Raw genomic sequence first — 22,014 nt, forward strand, 5'->3', positions numbered from 1 at the left:
GCCATGACGCACCCCGGCAACACCGCCTCGCGCAACGCCGTCCATGCGTGGCTGCTGCTGTTGCCGGCGTTGCTGCTGCTGGTCGCGTTCACGCACTGGCCGGCGGTGTCGACGCTGGTCGACAGCTTCTTCTCGACCCCCAAGGGCAAGCGCCCGAGCGTCTGGGTCGGGCTCGAGAACTACGCCGTCATGACCGGCGACCCGGTGTTCTGGAAGGCGGTGCGCAACAACCTCTGGTTCGCGGGCGCGACCATCCCGCTGTCGATCGCGCTGGCGCTGGTGATGGCGCTCTGGGTCAACGAGCGGATCGCGGGCCGCGCTTTCCTGCGCATGGCCTATTTCACGCCGACCGTGCTGCCGATGATCGCGGTGGCCAACATCTGGCTCTTCTTCTACACCCCGCAGTACGGCCTGCTCGAGCAGATCACCGGGGCGCTCGGCCTGCCCTCTCACAACTGGCTCGGCAGCCCCTCGACCGCGCTCGGCGCGGTGACGCTGGTCGCGATCTGGAAGGAAGCCGGCTTCTTCATGATCTTCTACCTGGCGGCGCTGCAGACGCTCAACCCGAGCCTGCGCGAGGCGGCGGCGATCGAGGGCGCCTCGCGCTGGTACTTCTTCCGCCGCGTGCAATGGCCGCTCCTGATGCCCACCACGCTGTTCGTGCTGGTCAACGCCTTCATCAACGCCTTCCGGATGGTCGACCACCTGTTCGTGCTGACGCGCGGGGGCCCGGACAATACCTCGATCCTGCTGCTCTATCACCTCTACGAGGTCGGATTCAGCTTCTGGGACACGGCCTACGCCTCGGCGATCACGGTGGTGCTGGTGGTGGTGCTGGCGGGCATCGCGCTGTTCCAGTTCTTCGTGCTCGACAGGAAGGTCCACTACAAATGAGCGCCGCCGCTCCGGCCCAGCGCCTCGCCTACAACGAGCCCACGCTGCTCGACACGCTGGCCGCCTGGTGGCTCGCGCTGCTGTGGATCCTGCCGCTGGCCTACGCGGTGTGGACCGCCTTCCATCCGGCCGAGTACTCGACCCGCTTCGCGCTGCTGGCGCCCCTCACGCTCGACAACTTCCGCCGCGCCTGGGAGGCGGCGCCCTTCGCGCGCTACTTCCTCAACACCACCCTGCTCGTCGCGATGGTGCTGGCGGTGCAGCTCGTGCTGGGCACGCTGGCGGCCTATGCCTTCGCGCGCTACGAATTCAGGGGCCGCGGCATCGCCTTCGCGCTGGTGCTGGTCCAGCTGATGATCATGCCGGACATCCTGCTGGTCGAGAACTACAAGACCATGGCCCGGCTCGGCCTGGTCGACACGCTGCTGGCCATCGGGCTGCCCTACTTCGCCTCGGCCTTCGCGATCTTCCTGCTGCGCCAGACCTTCATGGGCATCCCGAAGGAGCTCGACGAGGCCGCCCGGGTCGAGGGCGCCGGCGCCCTGCAGATCCTGTGGCGCGTCTACGTGCCGCTGGCCCGCCCGGTCTATACCGCATTCGCCCTGGTGTCAGTGAGCTTTCACTGGAACAATTTCCTCTGGCCGCTGATCATCACGAACAGCGTCAACGCGCGGCCGCTGACGGTCGGGCTGCAGGTGTTCTCCTCGGTCGACCAGGGGGTCGACTGGTCGGTGATCACCGCCGCCACCCTGATGACCTCGGCGCCGCTGCTGATCGCGTTCCTGCTCTTTCAGCGTCAGTTCGTGCAGAGCTTCATGAGGGCCGGCATCAAATGAAACTCGTGACCTGGAACACCCAATGGTGCTGCGGCCTCGACGGCGTCGTGAGCCCCCAGCGCATCGTCGATGGCGCGCGCGCGATGGGGGATTTCGACGTCCTGTGCCTCCAGGAGATCGCCTCGGGCTTCGGCGCCATGGCAGGCAGCCCCGGCGACCAGCCGGCCGAGCTGCAGGCGCTGCTGCCGGGCTTCCAGCTCTTCTTCGGCGCCGCGGTCCATGACTTCGATGCCGACGACGGCCGGCCGATGCGATTCGGCAACCTGATCGCCACGCGGCTGCCGGTGGCGCATGTGCAGCATCACGTCCTGCCCTGGCCGGCCGACCCGTCCGTGACCAGCATGCCGCGCATGTGCACCGTGGTCACGCTGACCAGCCCCGAACTGGGCCCGCTGCGCGTGATGACCACGCACCTGGAGTACTACTCGCCGGCGCAGCGGCTGGCGCAGGCGCGCGCCCTGCGCGCGTTGCACAAGGAGGCCTGCGAGCAGGCCGCGGCACCGCCTGTCGACGACTTCCCTGGCTCGCCGTTCCGGCCCAAGCGCCACACGCCGCAGGCCATCCTCTGCGGCGACTTCAACACGCCCGCGTCCGACCCGGCATATGACGCCATCCAGCAGCCTTTCACCGACCCCGCCCTGTCGGCCCAGGCACCCGCCTTGCGGTTCCAGGATGCCTGGCCGCTGGCCCACCCCGAGCGGCCGCACGACCCGACCTTCCGCCTCTTCGACCGCACCTACGGTCCCGATCCGATGGCCTGCGATTTCGTCTTCGTGAGCGATGAACTGGCGCCGCGGGTGCGCAGGGTCGAGGTCGATTTGCAGACCCGCGCCTCAGACCACCAACCCGTGCTCCTCGAAATAGATTGAGCTCGCCCCCAGGTTGCCCGCACTTCGTGTCGGGCGCCCACCCCCTACCGGGGGCGCCGCCCACGGCCCGGCAAAGCCGGTCCCGTGGCGGCCCACGAACAGGCACGCTGCGCGCGGCCGAGAGCCAACCTGGGGGTTAGCGTTCGATCGTCAGGGCGACACCCATGCCGCCGCCGATGCACAGCGAGGCAATGCCCTTCTTGGCGTTCTGGCGCTGCATCTCGTGCAGCAGCGTCACCAGGATGCGGCAGCCCGAGGCACCGATGGGGTGGCCGATGGCGATCGCACCGCCGTTCACGTTGACCTTGTTGACGTCCCAGCCCATCTCGCGATGCACCGCGCAGGCCTGGGCCGCGAAGGCCTCGTTGATCTCGAGCAGGTCGAGGTCCTGCGGCTTCCAGCCGGCGCGCTGCAGCGCCTTCTGCGAGGCCGGCACCGGACCCATGCCCATGAAGGCCGGATCGAGGCCGGTGCTGGCGTAGCTGGCGATGCGCCCGAGCGGCTTCAGGCCCAGGGCGGCCGCCTTCTTGGCGGTCATCACCATCACGGCGGCGGCGCCGTCGTTCAGGCCCGAGGCATTGCCCGCCGTCACGCCGCCGGCCTTGTCGAAGGCCGGGCGCAGGCCCGCGAGGCCCTCGGCGCTGCTCTTGCGGTTGATGAACTCGTCCTGGGCGAAAACCACCGGGTCGCCCTTCTTCTGCGGGATGTTGACCGCGACGATCTCGTCCTTGAACTTGCCGGCATCCTGCGCCGCGGCCGCCTTGGTCTGGCTGCCGAGCGCCAGTTCGTCCTGCGCGGCGCGGCTGATGTCGTACTTCTTGGCCACGTTCTCGGCCGTGATGCCCATGTGGTACTGGTTGTACACGTCCCACAGGCCGTCGACGATCATCGAGTCGACCAGCTTCCAGTCGCCCATGCGCTGGCCGTTGCGCGAGTTGGGCAGCACGTGCGGCGCCAGGCTCATACTCTCCTGCCCGCCCGCGATGACGATCTCGCTGTCGCCCGTGGCCACCGCCTGCGCCGCCAGCATCACCGCCTTCAGGCCCGAGCCGCAGACTGCGTTGATGGTCAGCGCCGGTGTCTCCTGGGTGATGCCGCTCTTCAGCAGCGCCTGGCGCGCCGGATTCTGGCCGCTGCCCGCGGCCAGCACCTGGCCCATGATGACCTCGCCGATCTGATCGCTGCCGACCTTGGCGCGCGCCAGCACTTCCCTGATCACGAGGGCGCCGAGTTCGGTCGCCGGGATGTTGGCCAGCGAACCGCCGAACTTGCCCACGGCGGTACGTGCGGCTGAAACGATGACGATGTCTTCCATGGTGTGTTCTCCAGTACTAAAGAATCACCCCCAGCCTCGCCCACTTCGTGTGGCTCTGACACCCCCTGAAGGGGGCGCACCCGGCGGCCCGGCAGAGCCGGTTCCTCGGGTGCCCCGGCCTCGGGTGTGTCGGTTTCATGCGATGCAGGTCGTGCAAAGGGTGGTGGGGGACTAACAAGAAAAGGAATCAGGCTTTCGCCTTGACGTAGCGGCCCGGCGCCGGCTCGCTCGCCTGGTAGGCGCTGCCTTTGCCATAGGCCTTGGGGGCAGGGATCTGCTTGCCCGCGTGGGTCTTGAGCCAGTCGGACCAGTCGGTCCACCAGCTGCCGGGATGCTCGGTGGCGCCGGCCAGCCATTCGGCCGGCGTCTTCGGCAGCTTGCCGTCGGCGCGGATCCAGTGGCTGCGCTTCTTCTTGGCCGGAGGATTGATCACGCCCGCGATGTGGCCCGAGGCGCCCATCACGAAGCGCTTCTTGCCGCTGAGCAGCTGCGTCGAGGCATAGGCGCCGCCGATCGGCACGATGTGGTCTTCGCGCGAGCCATAGATGTAGACCGGCGCCTCGATGGCCCCGAGGTCGACCTGCTCGCCGGCCACGGTCAGCGCGCCCGGCGCCGCCAGCTTGTTCTCGTGGTAGGTGTGGCGCAGATACCAGCAGTACATCGGCCCCGGCAGGTTCGTGGCGTCGCTGTTCCAGTAGAGCAGGTCGAACGGCGGCGGCGTCTCGCCCTTGAGATAGTTGCCCACCACGTAGTTCCAGACCAGGTCGTTCGGCCTGAGGAAGCTGAAGGTGGAGGCCAGCTCGCCGCCCTTCAGCAAGCCGCCCTGCCCCATCTGCATCTCGCGGAACTGCACGAAGTTCTCATCGATGAAGATGTCGAGCACCCCGGTGTCGGTGAAGTCGAGCAGGGTGGTCAGCAGCGTGACCGAGGCGGCGGGCTGTTCGCCGCGCGCCGCGAGCACGGCCAGCGCGGTGCTCAGGATGGTGCCGCCGACGCAAAAACCCAGGGTGTCGATCTGTCCGCCCTTCTTGTCCTGGCCGGTGATCTCCTGGGTCACGTGGATCGCCTTGATGGCGGCGTCCTCGATGTACTGGTCCCAGGTGTATTGCGCCATCGACGCATCGGGATTGCGCCAGCTGACCACGAACACGCGGTGCCCCTGCTCCACCGCGTAGCGGATCAGCGAGTTCTCGGGCTGCAGGTCGAGGATGTAGAACTTGTTGATGCACGGCGGGATCAACAGCAGCGGCCGTTCGTAGACCTTGGCTGTCAGCGGCTTGTATTCGAGCAACTGGAACAGCGCGTTCTCGAACACCACCGCGCCCTCGGTGGTGCCGACATTGCGGCCGACCTCGAAGGCGCTTTCATCGGTCATGCTGACATGGCCCTGCTGGAGGTCATGCAGCAGGTTCTGGATGCCCTTGGCAATGCTCTCGCCCTGGGTGTCGAGCGCCTTCTTCTGCGCCTCGGCATTGAAGGCGAGGTAGTTGCTGGGCGACGAGGCGGCCATCCATTGCTCGACCGCGAAGCGAAGGCGGGAGCGGGTCTTTTCGTCGGTCTCGACCGCTTCGGCCATGCCCAGCAGCGTGCGCGCGTTCAGCAGGTAGATCGCGGCCGAGAAGGACGAGACCGGGTTGCTGCCCCAGGCAGCGCCGGCGAAGCGCTTGTCGGCGTGGGCCTGGGCCGCGAAGCCGTTGTGCCAGAGCTCGGAGGCTTCGCTGACGTACTGCTCCTGCAGCAGGCGGAGCTTGTCGCCGGACATGGCGAACTTAGGGATATTCCAGGGCGCACCCGCCGGCCGGGTTCCCGAAGCGCCAAGCGCCTGGAAGGATTCGAGCGCCTTCTCCCAACCCTGCGTGAGCGCCTGCTGAAACGGCGCGAAAGTCTCGGCCCCGGCGGCCTGTGTGTGTTTCATGGTGTCTCCTGCTGCCTCGCCTCATAGGATCGGGTTTTGAGTATGCTGTATTCGCAGGGGCCCCACCAGTGCGGCCCGCCATTCCTTCCTGAAAACATCGTCTATGCACCTCGTCGTGATCGCCTGGCTCTATGTTGCACTGATGATGGCGGTCGCAGAGGCCACCAACACCACCGGAACCGTGCTCGGTGCGATCTTCACCTTTCTACTCTACGGCCTGCTGCCGGTGGCCCTGGTGGTTTACCTGATGGCCACCCCGGCACGGCGCCGCGCGATCAAGGCGCGCGAAGCGGCCGAGCGCGAGGCCGCGATGCAAGCCGCCAGGGCCGCTTCAGACCCGCCAGAGGCAGGCGGCGAAACGGCCGCTGACCCGGTCGCGACGGTGCGAGAAAAAACGTAACGGGTTGTGCACGGTGCACCAGGCCTCGCTGCTGTCGTTGCCGTGAAGCCGCGTGATGCCGGCCGCCTTCAGGCGCTGGCGCGCCAGCCCCGCGAGGTCGGCCATCCACTTGCCCGGCGTGCCGGCCGGCCGGAAGCACGCGCTGGCCGCTGGCGAGACGGCTTCGAAGGCGGCGCGGACCTCGTCGCCGACCTCGAAGGCGTCGGGTCCGATGCAGGGGCCGAGCCAGGCCATGAGTTCGGAAGCGCCGCCCTCGGCCTCGAAAGCCTCGACGCTGCGCTCGAGCACACCCGCCGCCAGCCCGCGCCAACCTGCGTGCGCGGCCGCCACGCGGCGGCCGCCTTCATCGGTGAACAGCACCGGCAGGCAGTCCGCGACCATGATCGTGCAGGCGATGCCGCGTTCCGTCGTCGTGCAGGCGTCGGCGCTGGCGCCGTCGACGCTCTGCGCATCGAGGGTCAGCACCTGGGTGCCGTGCACCTGCTCCAGGAACACCGGCTGCGCGCCAAGGGCATCCCGGAGGCAGGCCCGGTTGGCCTGAACCTTCTCGGGATCGTCGCCGACATGGCCGCCGAGGTTCAGCCCCTGGAAGCTGCCGACCGAAACGCCGCCCTCCCGCGTGGTGCATACCGCACGCACATTCGCGGGCGCTGGCCAGTCCGGCACGAGCCAATCGGGCATGCTCAGGCTTCCGCGTCGGGGCAGTTCGATGGCTGGGCGCGCTGGAAGGCGTCGAGCTGCATGCAGGCGTCGAACGCCGCCATCGTGCGCGGCAGGCCGCTGAAGTCGCAGTCGAAGCGCTTGCCATTGAAGATCTGCGGCACCAGGCAGCAGTCGGCGATGGTCGGCGTGCTGCCGTAGCAATAGGTGCCGACCGGATACTGGGCCAGTTGGCGTTCGAAGGCCAGCATGCCCTCGCGCACCCAGTGGCGGTACCAGGCGTTCTTGGCCTCGTCGTCCAGCTTCAGCTCCCGCACCAGGTACTTGAGCACGCGCAGGTTGTTGAGCGGATGGATCTCGCAGGCGATCGACTCCGCCAGCGCCCGCACATGGGCGCGGCCGACGGGATCGCTGGGCAGGAGCGCGGGCTCGGGCTGGATCTCGTCGAGGTATTCCATGATCGCCAGCGATTGCGTGAAGCGCTCGCCGTCGTCCTCGAGCAGCGGCACCAGATTGTCGGGCGAGATCGCGGCGAAGGGGCCGGTCTTGTGCTCCCCGCGGGCGATATGGACCGGGATGTAGTCGTAGGCCAGCCCCTTGATGTTGAGCGCGATACGCACGCGAAAGGAGGCGGAGGAACGGAAATAATTGTGCAGCTTCATCATCCGGCTAGCATAGCCGCGCCGCCCCGCGCAGGCCACCGCCGGGCAATTCGCCCGGTCGTCTGGCACACTGCTTTTTTCGCTGAAAAGGACGTTTCTCCCATGGCCTCCGAGTTTGTTTTCACCCCTCACCCGGTCGTATCGATCCCCGTCGTCGGCCAGGCCCCGCGCTTTCCGGTGCATCGCATCTACTGCGTCGGCCGCAACTACGAAGAGCATGCCAAGGAAATGGGCTTCACCGGCCGCGAACCGCCCTTCTTCTTCATGAAGCCGGCCGATGCCGTGGTGGTGGTCGAGGCCGGCAGCACCGGCACCATGGCCTACCCGACGCTGACCAAGAACCTGCACCACGAGATCGAGCTGGTCGCCGCGATCGGCACCGGCGGCAAGAACATCGCGGCAGCCGACGCCCACAAGCACATCTTCGGCTATGCCGTCGGCCTCGACATGACGCGCCGCGACCTGCAGAACGACATGAAGAAGCAGGGCCGCCCCTGGGACATCGGCAAGAGCTTCGAGCAGAGCGCACCGATCGGCCCGATCGTGCCGGCCGCGCAGGCGGGCGACATCGAGAAGGCCGAGATCTCGGTCCAGGTCGGTGGCGTCGACCGCCAGCGCAGCAACGTGAGCAAGCTGATCTGGAACCTGGCCGAAACCATCGAGCACCTGTCGGCCGCCTGGGAACTGCAGCCCGGCGACCTGATCTTCACGGGGACGCCCGAGGGCGTGGCCGCGGTGGTCGCGGGCGACACGCTGGTCGGCGAAATCACCGGCCTGCCCAAGCTGACCGTCCGGATCATCTAGACAATGATCCTGCGCGTCCCCATCAAGCATTGCAAGAACTGCGGCACCGCGGTCGTCTACCGCGTCCCGGACGACGGCGACACCAAGGAGCGCGCGGTCTGCCCGGCCTGCAACACGATCCACTACGAGAATCCGCTGAACGTGGTGGGGACCATCCCGGTCCTCGGCGATCGCGTGCTGCTGTGCAAGCGCAACATCGAGCCGCGCTGGGGCAAATGGACGCTGCCGGCCGGGTTCATGGAGCTCAACGAGTCGACCGAACAGGGCGCTGCGCGCGAGACCGACGAAGAGGCCGGCGCCGAGTACGAGATGGAAGGCCTGTTCGCGGTCATGAGCGTGGTGCGCGTCGGCCAGGTCCACCTGTTCTACCGTGCCCGGCTGCTGAGCGAGCGCTTCGATCCGGGCCACGAAACGATCGAGGCCCGGCTCTTCGCCGAGGACGAGATCCCCTGGGAAGAGATCGCGTTCCGCACCGTGCGGGAGGCGCTCACGCGCTACTTCGACGACCGGCGCCGCGGCAGCTTCGATCGCGTCCACACGGTGGACATCGTATGAATCGCAGGCTGCAGCGGCAGCTCGTTCTCGGCCTTGCCGTGGCGGCAACGGGCGCCGGGGCCGAACAGGTCGGCGAAGTCGACACCGCCTTCAAGCTGATCGGGCCGGACCACAAGATCGTGGTCGAGGCCTACGACGATCCGAAGGTGAACGGCGTCACCTGCTATGTCTCGCGCGCCAAGACCGGCGGCGTCTCCGGCGCGCTCGGCCTGGCCGAAGACAAGGCCGAAGCCTCGATCGCCTGCCGGCAGGTGGGACCGGCCGGCGTGATCCAGCCGCTGCCGCGGCGCGAGGAGGTCTTCAGCGAACGGCAGTCGATTCTCTTCAAGCGGCTGCGCGTCGTGCGCATCGTCGATGCCAGGCGCAATACGCTGGTCTACCTGGCCTATTCCGACCTGCTCATCGATGGCTCGCCGAAGAACAGCGTCACCGCCGTCCCGATCGATCGCGCCACACCGATCCCGCAGAAGTAGCGCGGGCGCCCCGGGTGAGCCGCAGCACCGGCTGCAACCCCTGGTCACGCCCGCTCCTTCGACGGCGTGCTAAAAATACGGTCCGGTCGCCGCGGCGGGGAACCCTTCGCGGCGATCACGTTCCAAAAAACAGCCATGCAAGCCCAGAACTCACTTTTTCGCGCCACCGCCATCGCGGCCGTCGCCATCGCGGCCGCCGCCCTGGCGGCCTGTTCGACCCCCAAGGGATCGGGTCCGACTTTCTACCCCTTGCCACCGTCGGGCCAGACGGCCCCGCCCACCGCAACGCCCGCACCGAAGCCCCAGGCCTTCTTCATCCGGCCGTCGAACGGCCGCACGCTCTCGGGATTCGACGGCACCCGCAACAAGGGCCTGGACATCGCGGGCAACCTGGGCGACCCGGTGCTCGCGGCGGCCGACGGACGCGTCGTCTACGTGGGCGGCGAACTGCGCGGCTACGGCAACATGGTGATCGTCCAGCACAACGACACTTTCCTGACCGCCTACGCCCACACCAAGACCATCCTGGTCAAGGAGAAGGAGGTGGTACGCCAAGGCCAGAAGATCGCCGAGATGGGCAACAGCGACGCCGACCGCGTGAAGCTGCATTTCGAGATCCGCAAACAGGGCGTGGCGGTCGATCCCGAGCCCTACCTGAACGGGACCTTGCGCTAGCGAGCGCCGCAGCGCGCTACGAATCGCGCTGCACCAGGTAATTCACACTGGCGCGCAGCCAATCCAGATCCGGACTCGGTGCCGCGCCGGCGAACGCGGACAGGTCGAACTCGTTCGCCGCGGCGTCGGCGAGCGCAACGGCCGACTGACGCGCCCATTCGATGCTGCCGGTGCCCGCCACGATGTCGTGCATCCGCAGCACTTCGCGCGGCAGGCGACGCTCGCGCGGGCGCGCAAGAAAGTTGCTCATCCAGTCGCGCTCGCCCCGGCTCGCGTGCGACAGCGCGTGCGTCAGCACCAGGGTGCGCTTGCCCTCGGACAGGTCGCCGTCGATCTCCTTGCCGTAGCGCTCCAGGCTCCCGCTCAGATTGAGAACGTCGTCCGTGATCTGGAAGGCCAGCCCCAACAGGTATCCGAAGCGATCGAAGCGACCGAGATTCGCATCCTCGGGATCGGCCACCAGCGCGCCGATCCGCAAGGGGTGGATGAAGCTGTACCACGCCGTCTTCTTCAGCGCCAGTCGCAGGTAGTCGTCGGACCCTACGGAAAGATCGTTGTCCCGCACCCAGCCCAGTTCGATGGCCTGTCCTTCCAGCGTCTCCATCAGCATGTGGTCGATCTCGTCCAGGATGCGCAACGCGCCGGCCGGCCCGAGAGACTCGCCGGTGCGGCGCAGCAGCCGCATGGCCAGCGCATTCATCGCATCGCCGGTGTTCACGGCGAGCGGAATGCCGGCCTGCCGGTGCATGGTGGGCACGCCGCGGCGGACCTCGCTGCCGTCCTCGATGTCGTCGTGCACGAGGAAGGCGTTGTGCAGCATCTCGATGCCGGCCGCGGCGGGCAGCGCGTTCTCGCTGCGCCCCCCCAGCGCGCGCGTGGTGGCGATGCACAGCGCCGGCCGCAGGCCCTTGCCGGCCCGCGCCATGAAGTCCTTCACGAGTCCATACAGGTGCTTCTGCGGTTCCCAGTCCGGCACCCCGGCCGCCAGCGTGTCGACGATCATGCCGCGATACCAGCCCAGCCGCTCGACGAAGCCGCCCGGGCCCACGATGTCGCCGACGCCGGGGACGTCGTCGGCGACGCCCAGCGCGTTGCCGAGCGGCGTGGGCACGTAGGCGGATCCGCGCCTGACGCTCTGATCGACTCCGTATCCCTCACCCAGGCCTTGCACCGCCTGGTCGACGGTGTCGAGTGCATCGGCGACGGGCGCCAGGAAGGGGCCCACGACCTCCATCAGCGGGCGCACCTGGTCGAGCAGCGGCGACGCGGCGCGCAGCGCCTGCGCCGCGACCTGGGTGAGCGATGCATCCCAGGGCAGTCCGGCCCGATGGCGGGCGGCGTCGTGAAGCCGCCATGGCGTCAGCAGTTCGACTTCCTGAAGCGGCCAGATTTCACAGCGCGGACCATCGAAGGCCGCAGCGTCCAGCAGCGCGTTCACCGCGCGCCGCGCCGCCTCGTTGGCGCCTTCCATCGTCGCCAGGTCGGTGTGCGTGCGCACGTAGTCGGACGCTAGGAACAGGTTCGCAAGGCCGGTGGCCGCGGTCGGCCGCAGCTTCCAGGTATCGACCAGATTCACCAGCAGCGGCTCGGCGTTCGCGAGGAAGCCGGGACGCGTCGGGTCGGCGGCCGTGTCCGAATCCAGGAACCAGGAGTGGAGGTCTTCGTCGCGCAGGATTTCCTGCTCGGTGTTGAGCGAGCGCTTGAGCTGCCGCCAGGTTTCGCGAGCGACCTCCTCGCGCGAGCACTGCATGGCCGGCCGGCCGTCCGGGCCGGGCGTCGTCCAGTCGGAGACGTCGACCGAGATGATGTCCTTCACGTGCCCGCACGCGAGCATCGTCGGCACCACGCTGCGCCAGAAAGGGAATTGGGAGATGCTGGTCAGGGCCCACTCGGTGTCGATGTGGATCACGTGGCCATGCACCTCGGGCACGTCGCGGTACAGGTAGTACTGCACGCCGTTCATCCATTCGACGTTCGGTGCCAGCGTGCGCAGGTTGGCGAGCGAGGGATCCGCGGCCAGCAGGTCGGCGTTCACCAGCGCCGCCATGCGTTCCAGCGGCACGGCGGCGATGTAGTGGTCGCCGTGCACGACGGTGCGCACGCCCCGCTCGAGCACCACGACGCCGCTCACCTTGTTGCCGGCGCACAGGATCTGCTCGACCTCGGCGTTGAAGCGGTACTGCACGCCGCTCGCCTGGAGCCAGCTCAGCCAGGGGTCGACCCAGATCAGGTTCGTCGGGCCGTCCAGCACCCGATCGGCCGATCCGCCGGCCGGGTTGACGATCGTCAGCATGAGCTGCGTGAAGATGTCGCCGATGGTCCGAGCGCTGGCGCGCCGGGCCTTGGCCGCCACCAGCGAGCGCGTGATCCCGTCGCCGAGGAACTTCTGATAGGCCGCGGAGCGCTGCTCCGCGCCGATGAACTCCCACCAGCTGATGCCCTCGTACTCGTCGAGTCGCCGCTGTTCGCACGAGGTCATGATCTGCCAGATCCGTGAGCCGAAGAATGCCAGGTCGTCGGGCGTGAGCCCGGTCATCGGGCCGAAGGCGAGCAGGATGTCGCGCAGCACCGTTCCCGCATCGCCGGGAGTTTGCGGAAAGTTCGCCGGCACCACGAAGGTCGGCTGGTCATACTGCGTGAAACCCACGCGCGTGGTGGCCACCAGATGATCGGCCACCGGACGGCCGTCGAACGACGGGATGCGCCGCATGGTGTCGACCACGTGCTTGTAGAAGCCCGGGAAGAAGCGGAAGCCATGTTCGCCGGGCAAGCGATGCTCGATGTCCGCCACGCCCCTGTCGGCCAGCTCATGCCCGGCCCCGCCGTCGTCGTTGTCGCTCACCGGGATGCTGCGTGCCTTGCCGCCCGCGATGTCGCGGCGTTCGAGGACCACGACCTCGAAGCCGCGCTCGATCAGCTCGTGGGCGGCACTCATGCCGGCCACGCCGCCGCCGAGGATGATGACCTTCTCGGGCTTCATGTCTTCGTTTTGCCGGGCCCTTGCTCGTTCGATTCCGGAGGAAGCTGCGCTTCTTTGGACGCGCCACCTTTGTTGGGCTCCTGTTCTTCGTTGGGCTCCTGTTCTTCGTTGGGCTCCTGTGCTTCGTTGGGCTCCTGGATTCCGCCACGGATCCTGATCACGCGGATCGCTTCCTTCTCCTTGATGCGCAGGACGATCTTCTCGTACACGCGGAAGACAAACTCGGGCTCGGGCGTCACTTGCAGGAAGCTCAGGGACACATCGGTGGCGACGACGAGTTCGACCGGCTCCGCACCGAGCGCCACGACGATCCCCGCGCGATTGGGAAGCGTCGACGACCGCAGCAGCGGACCGCCGCCGAGGAACGGAATGATGCGGTCCTGCGGCAGCACGAGGGACCCGGCGTTGGGCGACTGCACGGCGGTGAAGAACGCATGGTCGAACACCACGGCGAAAGGACCGAAATGGCCGGCTTTCTCGAGCTCGCCGATGCAATCCGACACCGCCCTCACGAGCAGTCCGCCCAGCAGCTCCGGGTCCTGGGCGTCGTCGAATTCATGGGTCTTGCCGTCCGCCAGACCCTGGCTCGCCTGGCCGCCCATGATCTTCGCGACCGCCAGTTCCGGCGGCGGCTTCTGGTCCGGGCCCTTGAGTCCGTTGAACACCACGTGGTCCTCGAGCCGCGCGAGCACGTTGGCGGCCCTTCGGAACAATTGCAGCGCGCTGGCCATGTCCGGATCGGCCATCTGGGCGCCTCGCAGATACACCCTCACCTGCAGCGTGGCCAACTGGACCGTCGACTTGTCATCGATCGACAGCCTTGGATGGCCCTGCTTGCCGTAGGCGATCTTGTCGATCGACACATAGTCGGTGCTCGGTGGCAGCGGACCGACCAGGGGAAGGAAGCTCGCGCCCACCCGCGCCCGGGCCGCCTCCTCCTGGATCACCTTGCGCACCCGCGCCCACTGCTCGTCCGTCCATGGCACCTGCTGGTTGTTATCTGTCATCTCAGCTCCTTGTGTATTGCCTTCAAGAATTCAGGGGCGGCTGGCTTTCGAGGCGCGGCGCATAGATGTCGCACTCGACGCGCAGTTCGTTCATCACCACGCGCCCGAAGCCGAAGCACTGCAAAAGATTGATCCATTGCCAGCGCGGGTCGGCGGTGACATAGGTCGGCGTGGCGAAGAAGGCCGGAGCGCCGGTGTAGACCCCGCGCACCACATCGGCGTAGCCCTTCTGGCCGATATCGAAGACGCCGCCCGACTGCTCGAGCAGGAGCGCGCCGTCCGGCGTCTCGTAGGTGATCTTGATGTCGACCTCGCCGACGCCGTCCGGACGGATGCACATCCAGTCGCCGCCCTCGGGGCGAACGCGTCCCTTGAGCCGTGGCCCGTGCGCTTCGCCATGGACGACGAAGAAATTGATGCGATAGCCCTGAGGCGTGTGCCCGAGCACCTCGGCGCGCAGTTGGACCGTCAGAGCGCCCAGGAATTCAAGGCCGTAGCCGAAACGCGGCGTGCCGGCCGTGCAGTACGCCGGAAACGCAGACGCCGGGGCTGGCCCGGACGCCGCCGATGCTGGCATGCGCGGTGGCGCGGCGTCGACAGCGGCGGCGGTCACCGACCTCCAGCCGCCGTCCTCGGGCGCTTCGGCGATCAATTGCCCCGCCCGCCGCAACTGCGCCCGATAGTCCAGGCGCTGCCCCGGCCTCAGCGCAGGCAGGTATGCGATGAAGGACTGGGTACCGGCACCCCCCATCGCGGGCGCGGCATGGACGAGTTGCACGCGCCCTGCGTCGATGCGCAATTCCAGATCGACCACGTTGCTGGGGTGCCACGAGGTCGCGGTGATGACGACCATCGAACGCACGCCGGGCGCGATCTCTCCCGCCGGTGCCGGCACGGCCGCCGTTCCCAGCCGCAACTGGCACGGCACGCGCAGGGGCGCGTCGCGAAACTCGCTCATGCAATCTCCTCCTCGCTTGCCCGCGGGCTCTTACACAAGAATGTCTCTGAGATCCCGTTCGACCCATTCCTCGAGCGAGCGCGCCTTTTGCCGGCGCGCTTTCGCCATCGCATTGCGCAGCGAAGCCTCGGCGCCCGCCGCATCGCCGCGGCGGAACTGGATGGCGGCCCGCAGGCGATCGATCTCCGGCTCCCACATCCGCTCGTTGCGGGCGTTGGCTTCGACCTGCGCCGCGTCGAGCAGCTGCCAGGCCCGTTCGTCGTCATGCATCAGCATGAAGGCCTTGGCGCACATGGCGTTCATCGGCACCAGCGTCAGGCGTGACCCGGTCCCCATGAACTCCTCGAGCCCGTGCTCGATCTGCGAGCGCGCCTGCGCCTCATGACCCTGCACCGCCAATGCCGCCCCGCGATACGTCAGCGCCACCGCGTGCCAGAGGACGAAGCCCTCGTCCTTCGACAAGGTGCACAACTCGTCAGCCACTTGCAGTTGCTCGGCGACCTCCATGTCGTGCCAGCCGAAACAGAGCCCGCTGTGCAATTGAAAGGCCAGCGCGGCGGCCCGGCTCGGCGTATGCCCGAGTTCGCGCCCCAGGCGAACCATCCGCTCCCGCTCCTCGCGCGCCTCGTCGACCTGCCCCAGCATCCACAGCGCGGTGGCACGTGCGGTGCGCACCGCGACCGACGAGGACAGCTGGAATGTCGCGGCCAGTTGGCGTTCCTGCTCGAGATCGAACAACGCCAGGCCGGCATCGGCCTCCTGAACCGCCTGTTCGAATTCGCCGCGGTACAGGTGCGTGTAGGCGGTGGCATGACGGCCGGTGATCCGGATCATCGGGGCCGCCGTGGCCTCGGCCATCGCAAGCACCGCCTTGGCGGTGGTCGCCGCCTCGTCCATTTCGCCGCGCAGGAAATAGTAGGTCCAGAGGCCCCAGACAGGCGGATAGATCTTGTCGAACCGACTCAGTCGCGTGGCCAGCTCGCGGGCCCGCTCGCACGCGTGGCGCACATCGTTGGCGCCCCAGCCCTGGACGGTCATGAGGACCGGCGCGATCTCGTTTTGCAGATCGAGCTCGCACTCCAGCCAGCGCGACTCCTCGGGCATGCGCGAGACGCTGCCGATGGCGCGCTGAAAATGCGCCGCGGCCTCGCGCATGGCCGTGCGCGCCAGCGCCCTCTGCCCGGCCTTGCGCCAGAACTCGACGGCCTGCTCGTCATTGCCGGCAGCCGACACATGGTGGGCGATCAGCTCCGGCTGCTCCGCAACGATGTCCGGGAAGTGCTCCTGCAGCACGGCCGCGATACGCGCGTGACAAGCCTGGCGCGTGCGCCGCAACAGCGATTCATAGGCCGCATCGCGAACCAGCGCATGCTTGAAGACATACAGCGCGCTGGCGCCCGAGCCCGTCTTCCACACCAGTCCCGCATCGATGATTCGTTCCAGATCTTCGCAGAGCGCTTGTTCGTCGCGCCCGCTCATCAACTGGATCAGCGAATGGGAGAACTCCCGGCCGATCGTCGCGCCGAGCTGCGCCGTCGCCCGGGCGTCGCCCAGCCGATCGATGCGCGCCATCAGGGAGGCATCGATGCTCGCCGGAATGAGGCCACTGCGGAATGGGCTGGTGAGTTCCCAGGACAACTCGTGCTCTTCCACCACCCTGCCCTCGATGACGGAGCGCACCATCTCCTCCACGAACAGCGGCACGCCGTCGCAGCGCTGCGCGATCTCCCGCAACACTTCGCCCGGAACCCGCTTGCCGTGGGCCACGTTGCGAACGACCGACTCCACCTCGTCGTCGTCGAGGCGCGACACATCGATCAGCGGAGTCGCATCGCCCGACGGCCATGCGGGCTGGAACTCCGGGCGGGCGGTAAACAGTCCCAGCAACGGAAGCTCCCGCACGGACGATACGAACAGCCGCAAGAACTCGATCGTCGAGGGATCCGCCCAGTGCAGGTCTTCTGCGATCAGGATGGTCGGACTCCTGGAAGCGAGTGCATGCAGGACGTCAACGAGGATCGCGAGGGTCCGGACACGTTGCCGCACCGGCGATATCTCCAGCGCGGGATAGCGCTCCCCCGACGGAATGGACAGCAGCGCGGCCATCAGCGGCGGCGCGTCGGGTGCATCGACGCCGAGTTCGGCCAGCCGCGCCTCGAGGCAGTCGAGGCGCTCGTCGGCCGCCAGCGCGCGATCCAGCCCGAGCCGGTGCACCAACAGATTGGTCACGGGCAGGAAGGCGCTGTTCTGGGCATAGGGCGTGCAGGAAGCGGCAAGCACGACGATGTCGTCGTCCGCGAACTGACGCGTGAACTCCGCCACGAGTCGCGACTTGCCGATGCCCGGCTCGCCGCGGAGGGTGACGAAACGTGCGGAACCCGCCTGTGCCGCCGCCCAGTGCGACGCCAGCAGGGCATGCTCGCGCCCTCGGCCGACGTAGGGCGTGCGCATGTCGACCCGCCCCAGGCCCGACTCGAGGCCGCCGGCCTGGGTGACGCGCCAAAGCCGCACGGCGGTGGCGACGCCCTTGAGCTCGTGTTCGCCTCGCGGCTCACCATGGAAGTGCTCATGGGCGATGCGCCACGTGGCTTCGGTGACCCACAGCGTGTCGGGCTCCGCCGCGGCCTGCACGCGCGACGCGATGTTGGGCGCGTCGCCCATCGCGACGTTCTCCCGGCGGGCGCCCGTGCCCACCGGGCTGACCACGACACGCCCGGTGTCCGCCCCGGCGCGAATCTGGAGCCGCGCACCCGGGGGCCGCGCTGCGGCGTGGTTCAGCTGCTCCATCCCCTGCAGGATGTCGAGCCCGCAGGTGACGGCCCGCCGGGCATCGTCTTCGTGCGCACGGGGGAAGCCGAAATAGATCTGGACGCCGTCGCCCAGGAACTGGGAGATGTAGCCACCGCTGCGCTCGGCCGCTTCCTGGCAGACGCGCTGAAAGTCGGCGAGCAGTTCATGCAGGTCTTCGGGATCGAGCGTCTGGGAGAGAGCGGTCGAACCCACGACATCGCACATGAGCACCGTGATCTGCCGCCGCTCGCCGTCCACCCGCTGGGCGAAGTCCAAAAGCATGCCGCACCCGCCGCAAAAGCGTGCGCTTTCCGAGTTCGCAAAAGCGCACGAGGGGCAGTTCAACGTCCGCTCCCCGGCAACAAGTCGGCCCGCTGTCGCTCTTGCCAGACCTCGGTCTCCTGCGCGAGCAACGCATACGCCCGCGCGACGAGATCGCGCGGATCGGCTTGGAGGGCATCGGGAACAGCCACAGCGGCGCCGGCCTGTTCACGCAGATCGCGAGCCGACGCGCAGGCAGATTCATGCACGACGGGCGAGCGGGAGAACGGCATACCGCCTCGGGAGTCCCTCCCTACTTGTCGCAGGAGGTGCATGGCCGGACTTTACCGAAGATTACCGTCTGATACCAGTTCTATGCAGAATTTAGTACTCGATAGTCATCGGCAACGGTGTGAGGCGGGTTGACGTCCGCACCGATTTCAGGCAGAGCGACTCTACAGGTTCTCCTCGCCAGCGATCTGCTGCAGGCTCTCGTAGATGAGCCGGCGCGGCACGACCTTCCGCCCCAAGGCCGCCTCGATGGCCGCCACGGCCCGCATGGCCAGGAGCGAGTGCCCGCCGAGATCGAAGAAGTTGTCGGCGCGGCCGATCTGCTCGACGCCGAGCAGCGCCGACCAGATGCCGGCGACGACCTGCTCGCCGTGCGTTGCCGGCGCCACGAAGCTGCGGCCATCGGCCAGCACGACATCGATGACGGGGGCCGGCAGCGAAGCGCGGTCGACCTTGCCGTTCGGCAGCATCGGCATCGCATCGAGCGCCACGAAATGCTGCGGAATCATGTACTGGGGCAGGCGATTGCGCAGGTGCTCGCGCAGCGTCAGGGGCGTCGGCGACACGCCGCCGCGTGCCACGCAGTAGGCCACCAGCCGCACGTCGTCTTCGCTTTCGGCTCGCGTCACGACCACGCAATGAAGCACCTCGGGATGGTCGAGCAGCGCCGACTCGATCTCGCCCATCTCGATGCGGTGGCCGCGCAGCTTGACCTGGTGATCGGTGCGACCCAGGTGCTCGAGCTGCCCGTCGTGGCGCCAGCGGCCGAGGTCGCCGGTGCGGTAGAGCCGCGCTCCTGGATCGTCGCTGAACGGATCGGGCAGGAAGCGCTCGGCCGTGAGGGCGTCACGGCGGAAGTAGCCGAGGGCGACGCCGGCGCCGCCGACGTAGAGCTCGCCCGGCACGCCGATCGGGCACACATGGCCGTGCGCGTCGAGCACCCAGACCGTGGTGTTGTCGATCGGCCGCCCGATGGCGATGCCGGCGCGAGGCGATTCGACCTTCCAGGCCGTGGTCCAGACGGTGGTCTCGACAGGGCCATAGATGTTCCAGAGTTCGGCGCAGCGTTCCATCAGCTGTTCCGCCAGGTTCGGCGGCAGCGACTCGCCGCCGACCAGCGCGCGGAAGCCGGGCGCCCCGCTCCAGCCGCTTTCGATCAACGCGCGCCACGCCGAAGGCGTGGCCTGCAGCAGCGTCACGCCGTGCCGTTCGAGCAGCGCGCGCAGCGCGGCCGGCATGTGCACTTGCCGCTGCGAGGCGATGACCACCTTCGCCCGCACCACCAGCGGCAGCAGCAGGTCGAGCACCGAAGGGTCGAAGGACGGGCTGGTGATCGCCAGCACGCAGTCTTGCGACGCCAGTCCCGGCAGCTTCGCCATGCCGGCCAGGAAATTGACCACGCAGCGGTGCGGCACGCCCACGCCCTTGGGCTGGCCGGTGGAGCCCGAGGTGTAGATCATGTAGGCCTCGTCGGCCGGCGTGGCATCGAGCGCCGGCCGCGGCTCGAGCGCGTCGCCCGGGCTGCCGGCCGTCAGGTGCTCGTCGTCCACCCGCAGCATCGGCAGGTCCAGCCCGTCGAGGATGGCCATTGCGCTGCGTTGCGTGAGCACGGCGGACAGCTGCGCATCGGCCGCCATGAAGCGCAGCCGCTCACCGGATAGTCCGGGTCGAGCGGCACGTAGGCCGCACCGGCCTTCATCACCGCCAACTGCGCGATGAGCATCGCGGGGCTGCGCTCGATGCACAGGCCGACGCGCTGGCCGCGCGCAATGCCGCGCGCGCGCAGCACCCGCGCCAGCATGTTGGAACGGACTTCAATATCGCCGTAGCTGAGCGCTTCTTCACTTTCGGCGTCGATGACGGCCACGCGCGTTCGGATCTCGGACGCGCCCAGCGCCAGGTAGCGGTGCACCAGTTGCTGCGCGGACCGCGGCGTCCCGGTGCCATTCCAGTCGTGGCGCAAGAGGCTCATCTGCGCCGGCGACAGCATCCCGTGCTCCGACAAGCGGCGCTCGGGCTGCGCGAGCAGCCGCTCGACCAGCGCCAGGTAGTTCTCGAGCATGCGCGCAGCACTCGCCGCGCCGTAGAGATCGGTCGCGTACTCGAGGTGGATGCGCTGTGAGAACTCGGTATCGATGTGCATCGACAAGTCGAACTGCGCGGTCGTGCGCTCGAAATCGAATTCGTCGACCTCCAGGCCGAACAGTTCCGGCTTGCCGACCGGCGCGTTCAGCACGTTGAAGAGCACGCGCACCGCGCCCTCGGGACGCAGCGTGCGGTCGTGTCCCAGCGCGTCGATGAGTTCGTCGAAGGGCGCCTCCTGGTGCGCATAGGCCTCGAGGGCATTCCGGCGCACGCGGTGCACGAGCTGCGTGAAACTGGGGTCACCCGCGAGGTCGGTGCGCATCACCAGCGTGTTGACCAGCGTGCCGACCAACTGCTCCGCGGCGGCGCGATGCTGGTTCGCGATCGGCACGCCAATGGCGACGTCATCGCTGCGGGCTTGCCGCGACAGCATCAGCGCGAAGGCCGACAGGTAGATCACGAAGGGCGTGACGGCCTCGCGGCCACCGAATTCGCGCATGGCTTCGCGCAGCCGCAGCGGCAGGTCGGCCGAGACGCGCGCGCCCTTGAAGCTGGCCTTGGCCGGAGGCGGGAAATCGGTAGGCAGCTCGAGTTCAGACATCCCGCGCAGGCGTTCGAGCCAGTACGCCAGATGCGGGCGCCGCGCCTCGACCGATTCGGGCCGGCGCTGCCAGGCGGCGTAGTCGGCATAGTCGATCGCGCGGGGCGTCGATTCCGGCTTGCGTCCGGCCGCCAGGGCGCCGTATGCCGCCAGCGTCTCGCGCATGAGCAGCGCGCCGGCCCAGTTGTCGGTGATGGCGTGGTGCAGCAGCCAGAAGAGCACGTGCTCGCGCTCGCCAAGCCGGATGAGAGTCGGCCGGTGCAGTGGCGCCTGCGAGATATCGAAGGGTTGCGCAAGGCGATGCGCCAGCAGCGCGCGCGCCTGCTCGTTGCGCTCGCGGCCTGGCAAATGGCTCAGGTCGACAAAGTCGATCGGCACCGAGAGCCTCGGCACGATCCATTGCATGGGCTCGTCCTGCCCCATCACGAAAGCCGTGCGCAAGCCTTCGTGCCGCTCGATCATGAGGTCGAGCGCCTGTTGGCACAGGGCCGGGTCGAGCGTGCCGCGCAGCCGCAGCGCGATCGGCACGCTATAGGCCGTCGATGCCGGGTCGAAGTTCTGGATCACCCACATGCGGCGCTGCGAAAGCGAGGCCGGCAGCGGCTTGTCGCGCGCCACGCGCGCCATGCCACCCTCGTGCGAGGCGACGGCCCCTCCGCTCGATGCGCCCTGCCGTTGCACCTGCGCTGCCATCGCGGCGACGTTCGCGTGCTCGAACAGTTCGGCGAGCGGCAGCACCACATCGAAGCGCGCCTGGATGCGAGAGCGCACCTGCGTCATCCGCAACGAGTTGCCGCCGAGTTCGAAGAAGCTCTCGTGCACGCCGAAGGCGCGTGTGCCGAGCACCTCGCGCCAGATCTCCCAGATGGCCTGCTCGCGCTCGTCGCGCGGAATCACGGTACCGGGCCGCGCCCCGGGACCGGCCTGCGCATCGGATGCCGTCTGTGCACGATCGAGACAGCCCGGCCCGGTGCGCTGGCGCT

The 22,014-nt window shown here is 68.2% G+C and carries 18 protein-coding genes and 1 pseudogene; 8 read left to right on the forward strand and 11 right to left on the reverse strand.

Translation table 11 applies throughout. The features are described 5' to 3' along the window. Positions 1 to 3 precede the first annotated feature (3 nt). From AC1D2O_RS05870 to AC1D2O_RS05880, 3 genes are read left to right on the forward strand one after another with little or no spacing between them, the layout of a single operon-like run. Entirely contained in the window at positions 4 to 894 is an 891-nt protein-coding gene (locus AC1D2O_RS05870; protein WP_478094617.1) for a carbohydrate ABC transporter permease, read from the forward strand. Next, on the forward strand, positions 891 to 1,730 hold the full coding sequence (locus tag AC1D2O_RS05875; RefSeq protein WP_478094615.1) for a carbohydrate ABC transporter permease: 840 nt from the start codon (positions 891 to 893) through the stop codon (positions 1,728 to 1,730). The genes AC1D2O_RS05870 and AC1D2O_RS05875 overlap by 4 nt, the downstream gene beginning before the upstream one ends. Continuing rightward, entirely contained in the window at positions 1,727 to 2,599 is an 873-nt protein-coding gene (locus AC1D2O_RS05880) for an endonuclease/exonuclease/phosphatase family protein (RefSeq protein ID WP_478156478.1), read from the forward strand. The genes AC1D2O_RS05875 and AC1D2O_RS05880 overlap by 4 nt, the downstream gene beginning before the upstream one ends. 136 nt (positions 2,600 to 2,735) lie before the next feature. Here the strand turns inward: AC1D2O_RS05880 and AC1D2O_RS05885 are convergent, their stop codons facing one another. Together AC1D2O_RS05885 and phaC are read right to left on the reverse strand one after the other, a co-directional pair. Further along, on the reverse strand, positions 2,736 to 3,914 hold the full coding sequence (locus AC1D2O_RS05885; protein ID WP_478093810.1) for an acetyl-CoA C-acetyltransferase: 1,179 nt from the start codon (positions 3,912 to 3,914) through the stop codon (positions 2,736 to 2,738). 187 nt (positions 3,915 to 4,101) lie between these two features. Then, complete coding sequence (gene phaC, locus AC1D2O_RS05890) at positions 4,102 to 5,829, reverse strand: class I poly(R)-hydroxyalkanoic acid synthase (protein WP_478093812.1); 1,728 nt, start codon at positions 5,827 to 5,829, stop codon at positions 4,102 to 4,104. 103 nt (positions 5,830 to 5,932) lie between these two features. Here phaC and AC1D2O_RS05895 point away from each other — a divergent pair, with 103 nt between their 5' ends. Beyond that, positions 5,933 to 6,229 (forward strand): hypothetical protein, encoded by a 297-nt coding sequence (locus AC1D2O_RS05895; protein WP_478093813.1) that lies wholly within the window; start codon positions 5,933 to 5,935, stop codon positions 6,227 to 6,229. Here AC1D2O_RS05895 and pgeF read toward each other — a convergent pair. Then, positions 6,161 to 6,910, reverse strand: a complete 750-nt coding sequence (pgeF, locus tag AC1D2O_RS05900) for a peptidoglycan editing factor PgeF (protein ID WP_478156480.1) — start codon at positions 6,908 to 6,910, stop codon at positions 6,161 to 6,163. The genes AC1D2O_RS05895 and pgeF overlap by 69 nt on opposite strands. 2 nt (positions 6,911 to 6,912) lie before the next feature. Beyond that, the gene (gene maiA / locus AC1D2O_RS05905) at positions 6,913 to 7,551 is read right to left on the reverse strand and encodes a maleylacetoacetate isomerase (RefSeq protein ID WP_478094313.1); all 639 of its coding nucleotides are present in this window, start codon (positions 7,549 to 7,551) and stop codon (positions 6,913 to 6,915) included. Positions 7,552 to 7,653: 102 nt separating this feature from the next. Here maiA and AC1D2O_RS05910 point away from each other — a divergent pair, with 102 nt between their 5' ends. The 4 genes from AC1D2O_RS05910 to AC1D2O_RS05925 all read left to right on the forward strand — a co-directional run bounded on the left by AC1D2O_RS05910 (position 7,654) and on the right by AC1D2O_RS05925 (position 10,058). Further along, positions 7,654 to 8,355 (forward strand): fumarylacetoacetate hydrolase family protein, encoded by a 702-nt coding sequence (locus AC1D2O_RS05910; RefSeq protein ID WP_478156482.1) that lies wholly within the window; start codon positions 7,654 to 7,656, stop codon positions 8,353 to 8,355. Between the two features lie 3 nt (positions 8,356 to 8,358). Further along, positions 8,359 to 8,910, forward strand: a complete 552-nt coding sequence (locus tag AC1D2O_RS05915; protein ID WP_478156484.1) for an NUDIX hydrolase — start codon at positions 8,359 to 8,361, stop codon at positions 8,908 to 8,910. Beyond that, complete coding sequence (locus AC1D2O_RS05920; protein ID WP_478156485.1) at positions 8,907 to 9,383, forward strand: CreA family protein; 477 nt, start codon at positions 8,907 to 8,909, stop codon at positions 9,381 to 9,383. Before AC1D2O_RS05915 ends, AC1D2O_RS05920 begins: the two co-directional genes overlap by 4 nt. Positions 9,384 to 9,518: 135 nt before the next feature. Continuing rightward, positions 9,519 to 10,058, forward strand: a complete 540-nt coding sequence (locus AC1D2O_RS05925; protein WP_478092912.1) for a murein hydrolase activator EnvC family protein — start codon at positions 9,519 to 9,521, stop codon at positions 10,056 to 10,058. Between the two features lie 16 nt (positions 10,059 to 10,074). Here AC1D2O_RS05925 and AC1D2O_RS05930 read toward each other — a convergent pair whose 3' ends face one another. The 7 genes and pseudogenes from AC1D2O_RS05930 to AC1D2O_RS05960 all read right to left on the reverse strand — a co-directional run. After that, positions 10,075 to 13,038: an FAD-dependent oxidoreductase gene (locus tag AC1D2O_RS05930; protein WP_478156487.1), complete on the reverse strand. Its 2,964-nt coding sequence runs from the start codon at positions 13,036 to 13,038 to the stop codon at positions 10,075 to 10,077. Next, the gene (locus AC1D2O_RS05935) at positions 13,035 to 14,045 is read right to left on the reverse strand and encodes an encapsulin (RefSeq protein ID WP_478092916.1); all 1,011 of its coding nucleotides are present in this window, start codon (positions 14,043 to 14,045) and stop codon (positions 13,035 to 13,037) included. The genes AC1D2O_RS05930 and AC1D2O_RS05935 overlap by 4 nt, the downstream gene beginning before the upstream one ends. Before the next feature lie 22 nt (positions 14,046 to 14,067). Next, the gene (locus AC1D2O_RS05940) at positions 14,068 to 15,003 is read right to left on the reverse strand and encodes a DUF3237 domain-containing protein (protein WP_478092918.1); all 936 of its coding nucleotides are present in this window, start codon (positions 15,001 to 15,003) and stop codon (positions 14,068 to 14,070) included. A 30-nt stretch (positions 15,004 to 15,033) separates the two neighbouring features. Beyond that, on the reverse strand, positions 15,034 to 18,075 hold the full coding sequence (locus AC1D2O_RS05945; protein ID WP_478156489.1) for an AAA family ATPase: 3,042 nt from the start codon (positions 18,073 to 18,075) through the stop codon (positions 15,034 to 15,036). A gap of 59 nt (positions 18,076 to 18,134) precedes the next feature. Next, positions 18,135 to 18,347 (reverse strand): hypothetical protein, encoded by a 213-nt coding sequence (locus AC1D2O_RS05950; RefSeq protein WP_478091503.1) that lies wholly within the window; start codon positions 18,345 to 18,347, stop codon positions 18,135 to 18,137. A gap of 162 nt (positions 18,348 to 18,509) precedes the next feature. After that, positions 18,510 to 18,821, reverse strand: coding sequence for a phosphopantetheine-binding protein (locus AC1D2O_RS05955; RefSeq protein ID WP_478156595.1), 312 nt, complete (start codon positions 18,819 to 18,821; stop codon positions 18,510 to 18,512). 32 nt (positions 18,822 to 18,853) lie between these two features. Further along, positions 18,854 to 21,928, reverse strand: a pseudogene (locus AC1D2O_RS05960) (amino acid adenylation domain-containing protein); the annotation flags it as partial. Positions 21,929 to 22,014: the final 86 nt, after the last annotated feature.

The sequence above is a fragment of the Variovorax sp. P1_G12 genome (genome assembly GCF_056405555.1).

What these genes read in the sequence shown, in the direction of transcription:
- AC1D2O_RS05950 (WP_478091503.1), bottom strand. Translation starts at nt 18,347, where the DNA reads ATGCCGTTCTCCCGCTCGCCCGTCGTGCATGAATCTGCCTGCGCGTCG.
- pgeF (WP_478156480.1), bottom strand. Translation starts at nt 6,910, where the DNA reads ATGCCCGATTGGCTCGTGCCGGACTGGCCAGCGCCCGCGAATGTGCGT.
- AC1D2O_RS05930 (WP_478156487.1), bottom strand. Translation starts at nt 13,038, where the DNA reads ATGAAGCCCGAGAAGGTCATCATCCTCGGCGGCGGCGTGGCCGGCATG.
- AC1D2O_RS05895 (WP_478093813.1), top strand. Translation starts at nt 5,933, where the DNA reads ATGCACCTCGTCGTGATCGCCTGGCTCTATGTTGCACTGATGATGGCG.
- AC1D2O_RS05925 (WP_478092912.1), top strand. Translation starts at nt 9,519, where the DNA reads ATGCAAGCCCAGAACTCACTTTTTCGCGCCACCGCCATCGCGGCCGTC.
- maiA (WP_478094313.1), bottom strand. Translation starts at nt 7,551, where the DNA reads ATGAAGCTGCACAATTATTTCCGTTCCTCCGCCTCCTTTCGCGTGCGT.
- AC1D2O_RS05875 (WP_478094615.1), top strand. Translation starts at nt 891, where the DNA reads ATGAGCGCCGCCGCTCCGGCCCAGCGCCTCGCCTACAACGAGCCCACG.
- AC1D2O_RS05920 (WP_478156485.1), top strand. Translation starts at nt 8,907, where the DNA reads ATGAATCGCAGGCTGCAGCGGCAGCTCGTTCTCGGCCTTGCCGTGGCG.
- phaC (WP_478093812.1), bottom strand. Translation starts at nt 5,829, where the DNA reads ATGAAACACACACAGGCCGCCGGGGCCGAGACTTTCGCGCCGTTTCAG.
- AC1D2O_RS05910 (WP_478156482.1), top strand. Translation starts at nt 7,654, where the DNA reads ATGGCCTCCGAGTTTGTTTTCACCCCTCACCCGGTCGTATCGATCCCC.
- AC1D2O_RS05945 (WP_478156489.1), bottom strand. Translation starts at nt 18,075, where the DNA reads ATGCTTTTGGACTTCGCCCAGCGGGTGGACGGCGAGCGGCGGCAGATC.
- AC1D2O_RS05870 (WP_478094617.1), top strand. Translation starts at nt 4, where the DNA reads ATGACGCACCCCGGCAACACCGCCTCGCGCAACGCCGTCCATGCGTGG.
- AC1D2O_RS05935 (WP_478092916.1), bottom strand. Translation starts at nt 14,045, where the DNA reads ATGACAGATAACAACCAGCAGGTGCCATGGACGGACGAGCAGTGGGCG.
- AC1D2O_RS05915 (WP_478156484.1), top strand. Translation starts at nt 8,359, where the DNA reads ATGATCCTGCGCGTCCCCATCAAGCATTGCAAGAACTGCGGCACCGCG.
- AC1D2O_RS05880 (WP_478156478.1), top strand. Translation starts at nt 1,727, where the DNA reads ATGAAACTCGTGACCTGGAACACCCAATGGTGCTGCGGCCTCGACGGC.
- AC1D2O_RS05955 (WP_478156595.1), bottom strand. Translation starts at nt 18,821, where the DNA reads ATGCCGATGCTGCCGAACGGCAAGGTCGACCGCGCTTCGCTGCCGGCC.
- AC1D2O_RS05940 (WP_478092918.1), bottom strand. Translation starts at nt 15,003, where the DNA reads ATGAGCGAGTTTCGCGACGCGCCCCTGCGCGTGCCGTGCCAGTTGCGG.
- AC1D2O_RS05885 (WP_478093810.1), bottom strand. Translation starts at nt 3,914, where the DNA reads ATGGAAGACATCGTCATCGTTTCAGCCGCACGTACCGCCGTGGGCAAG.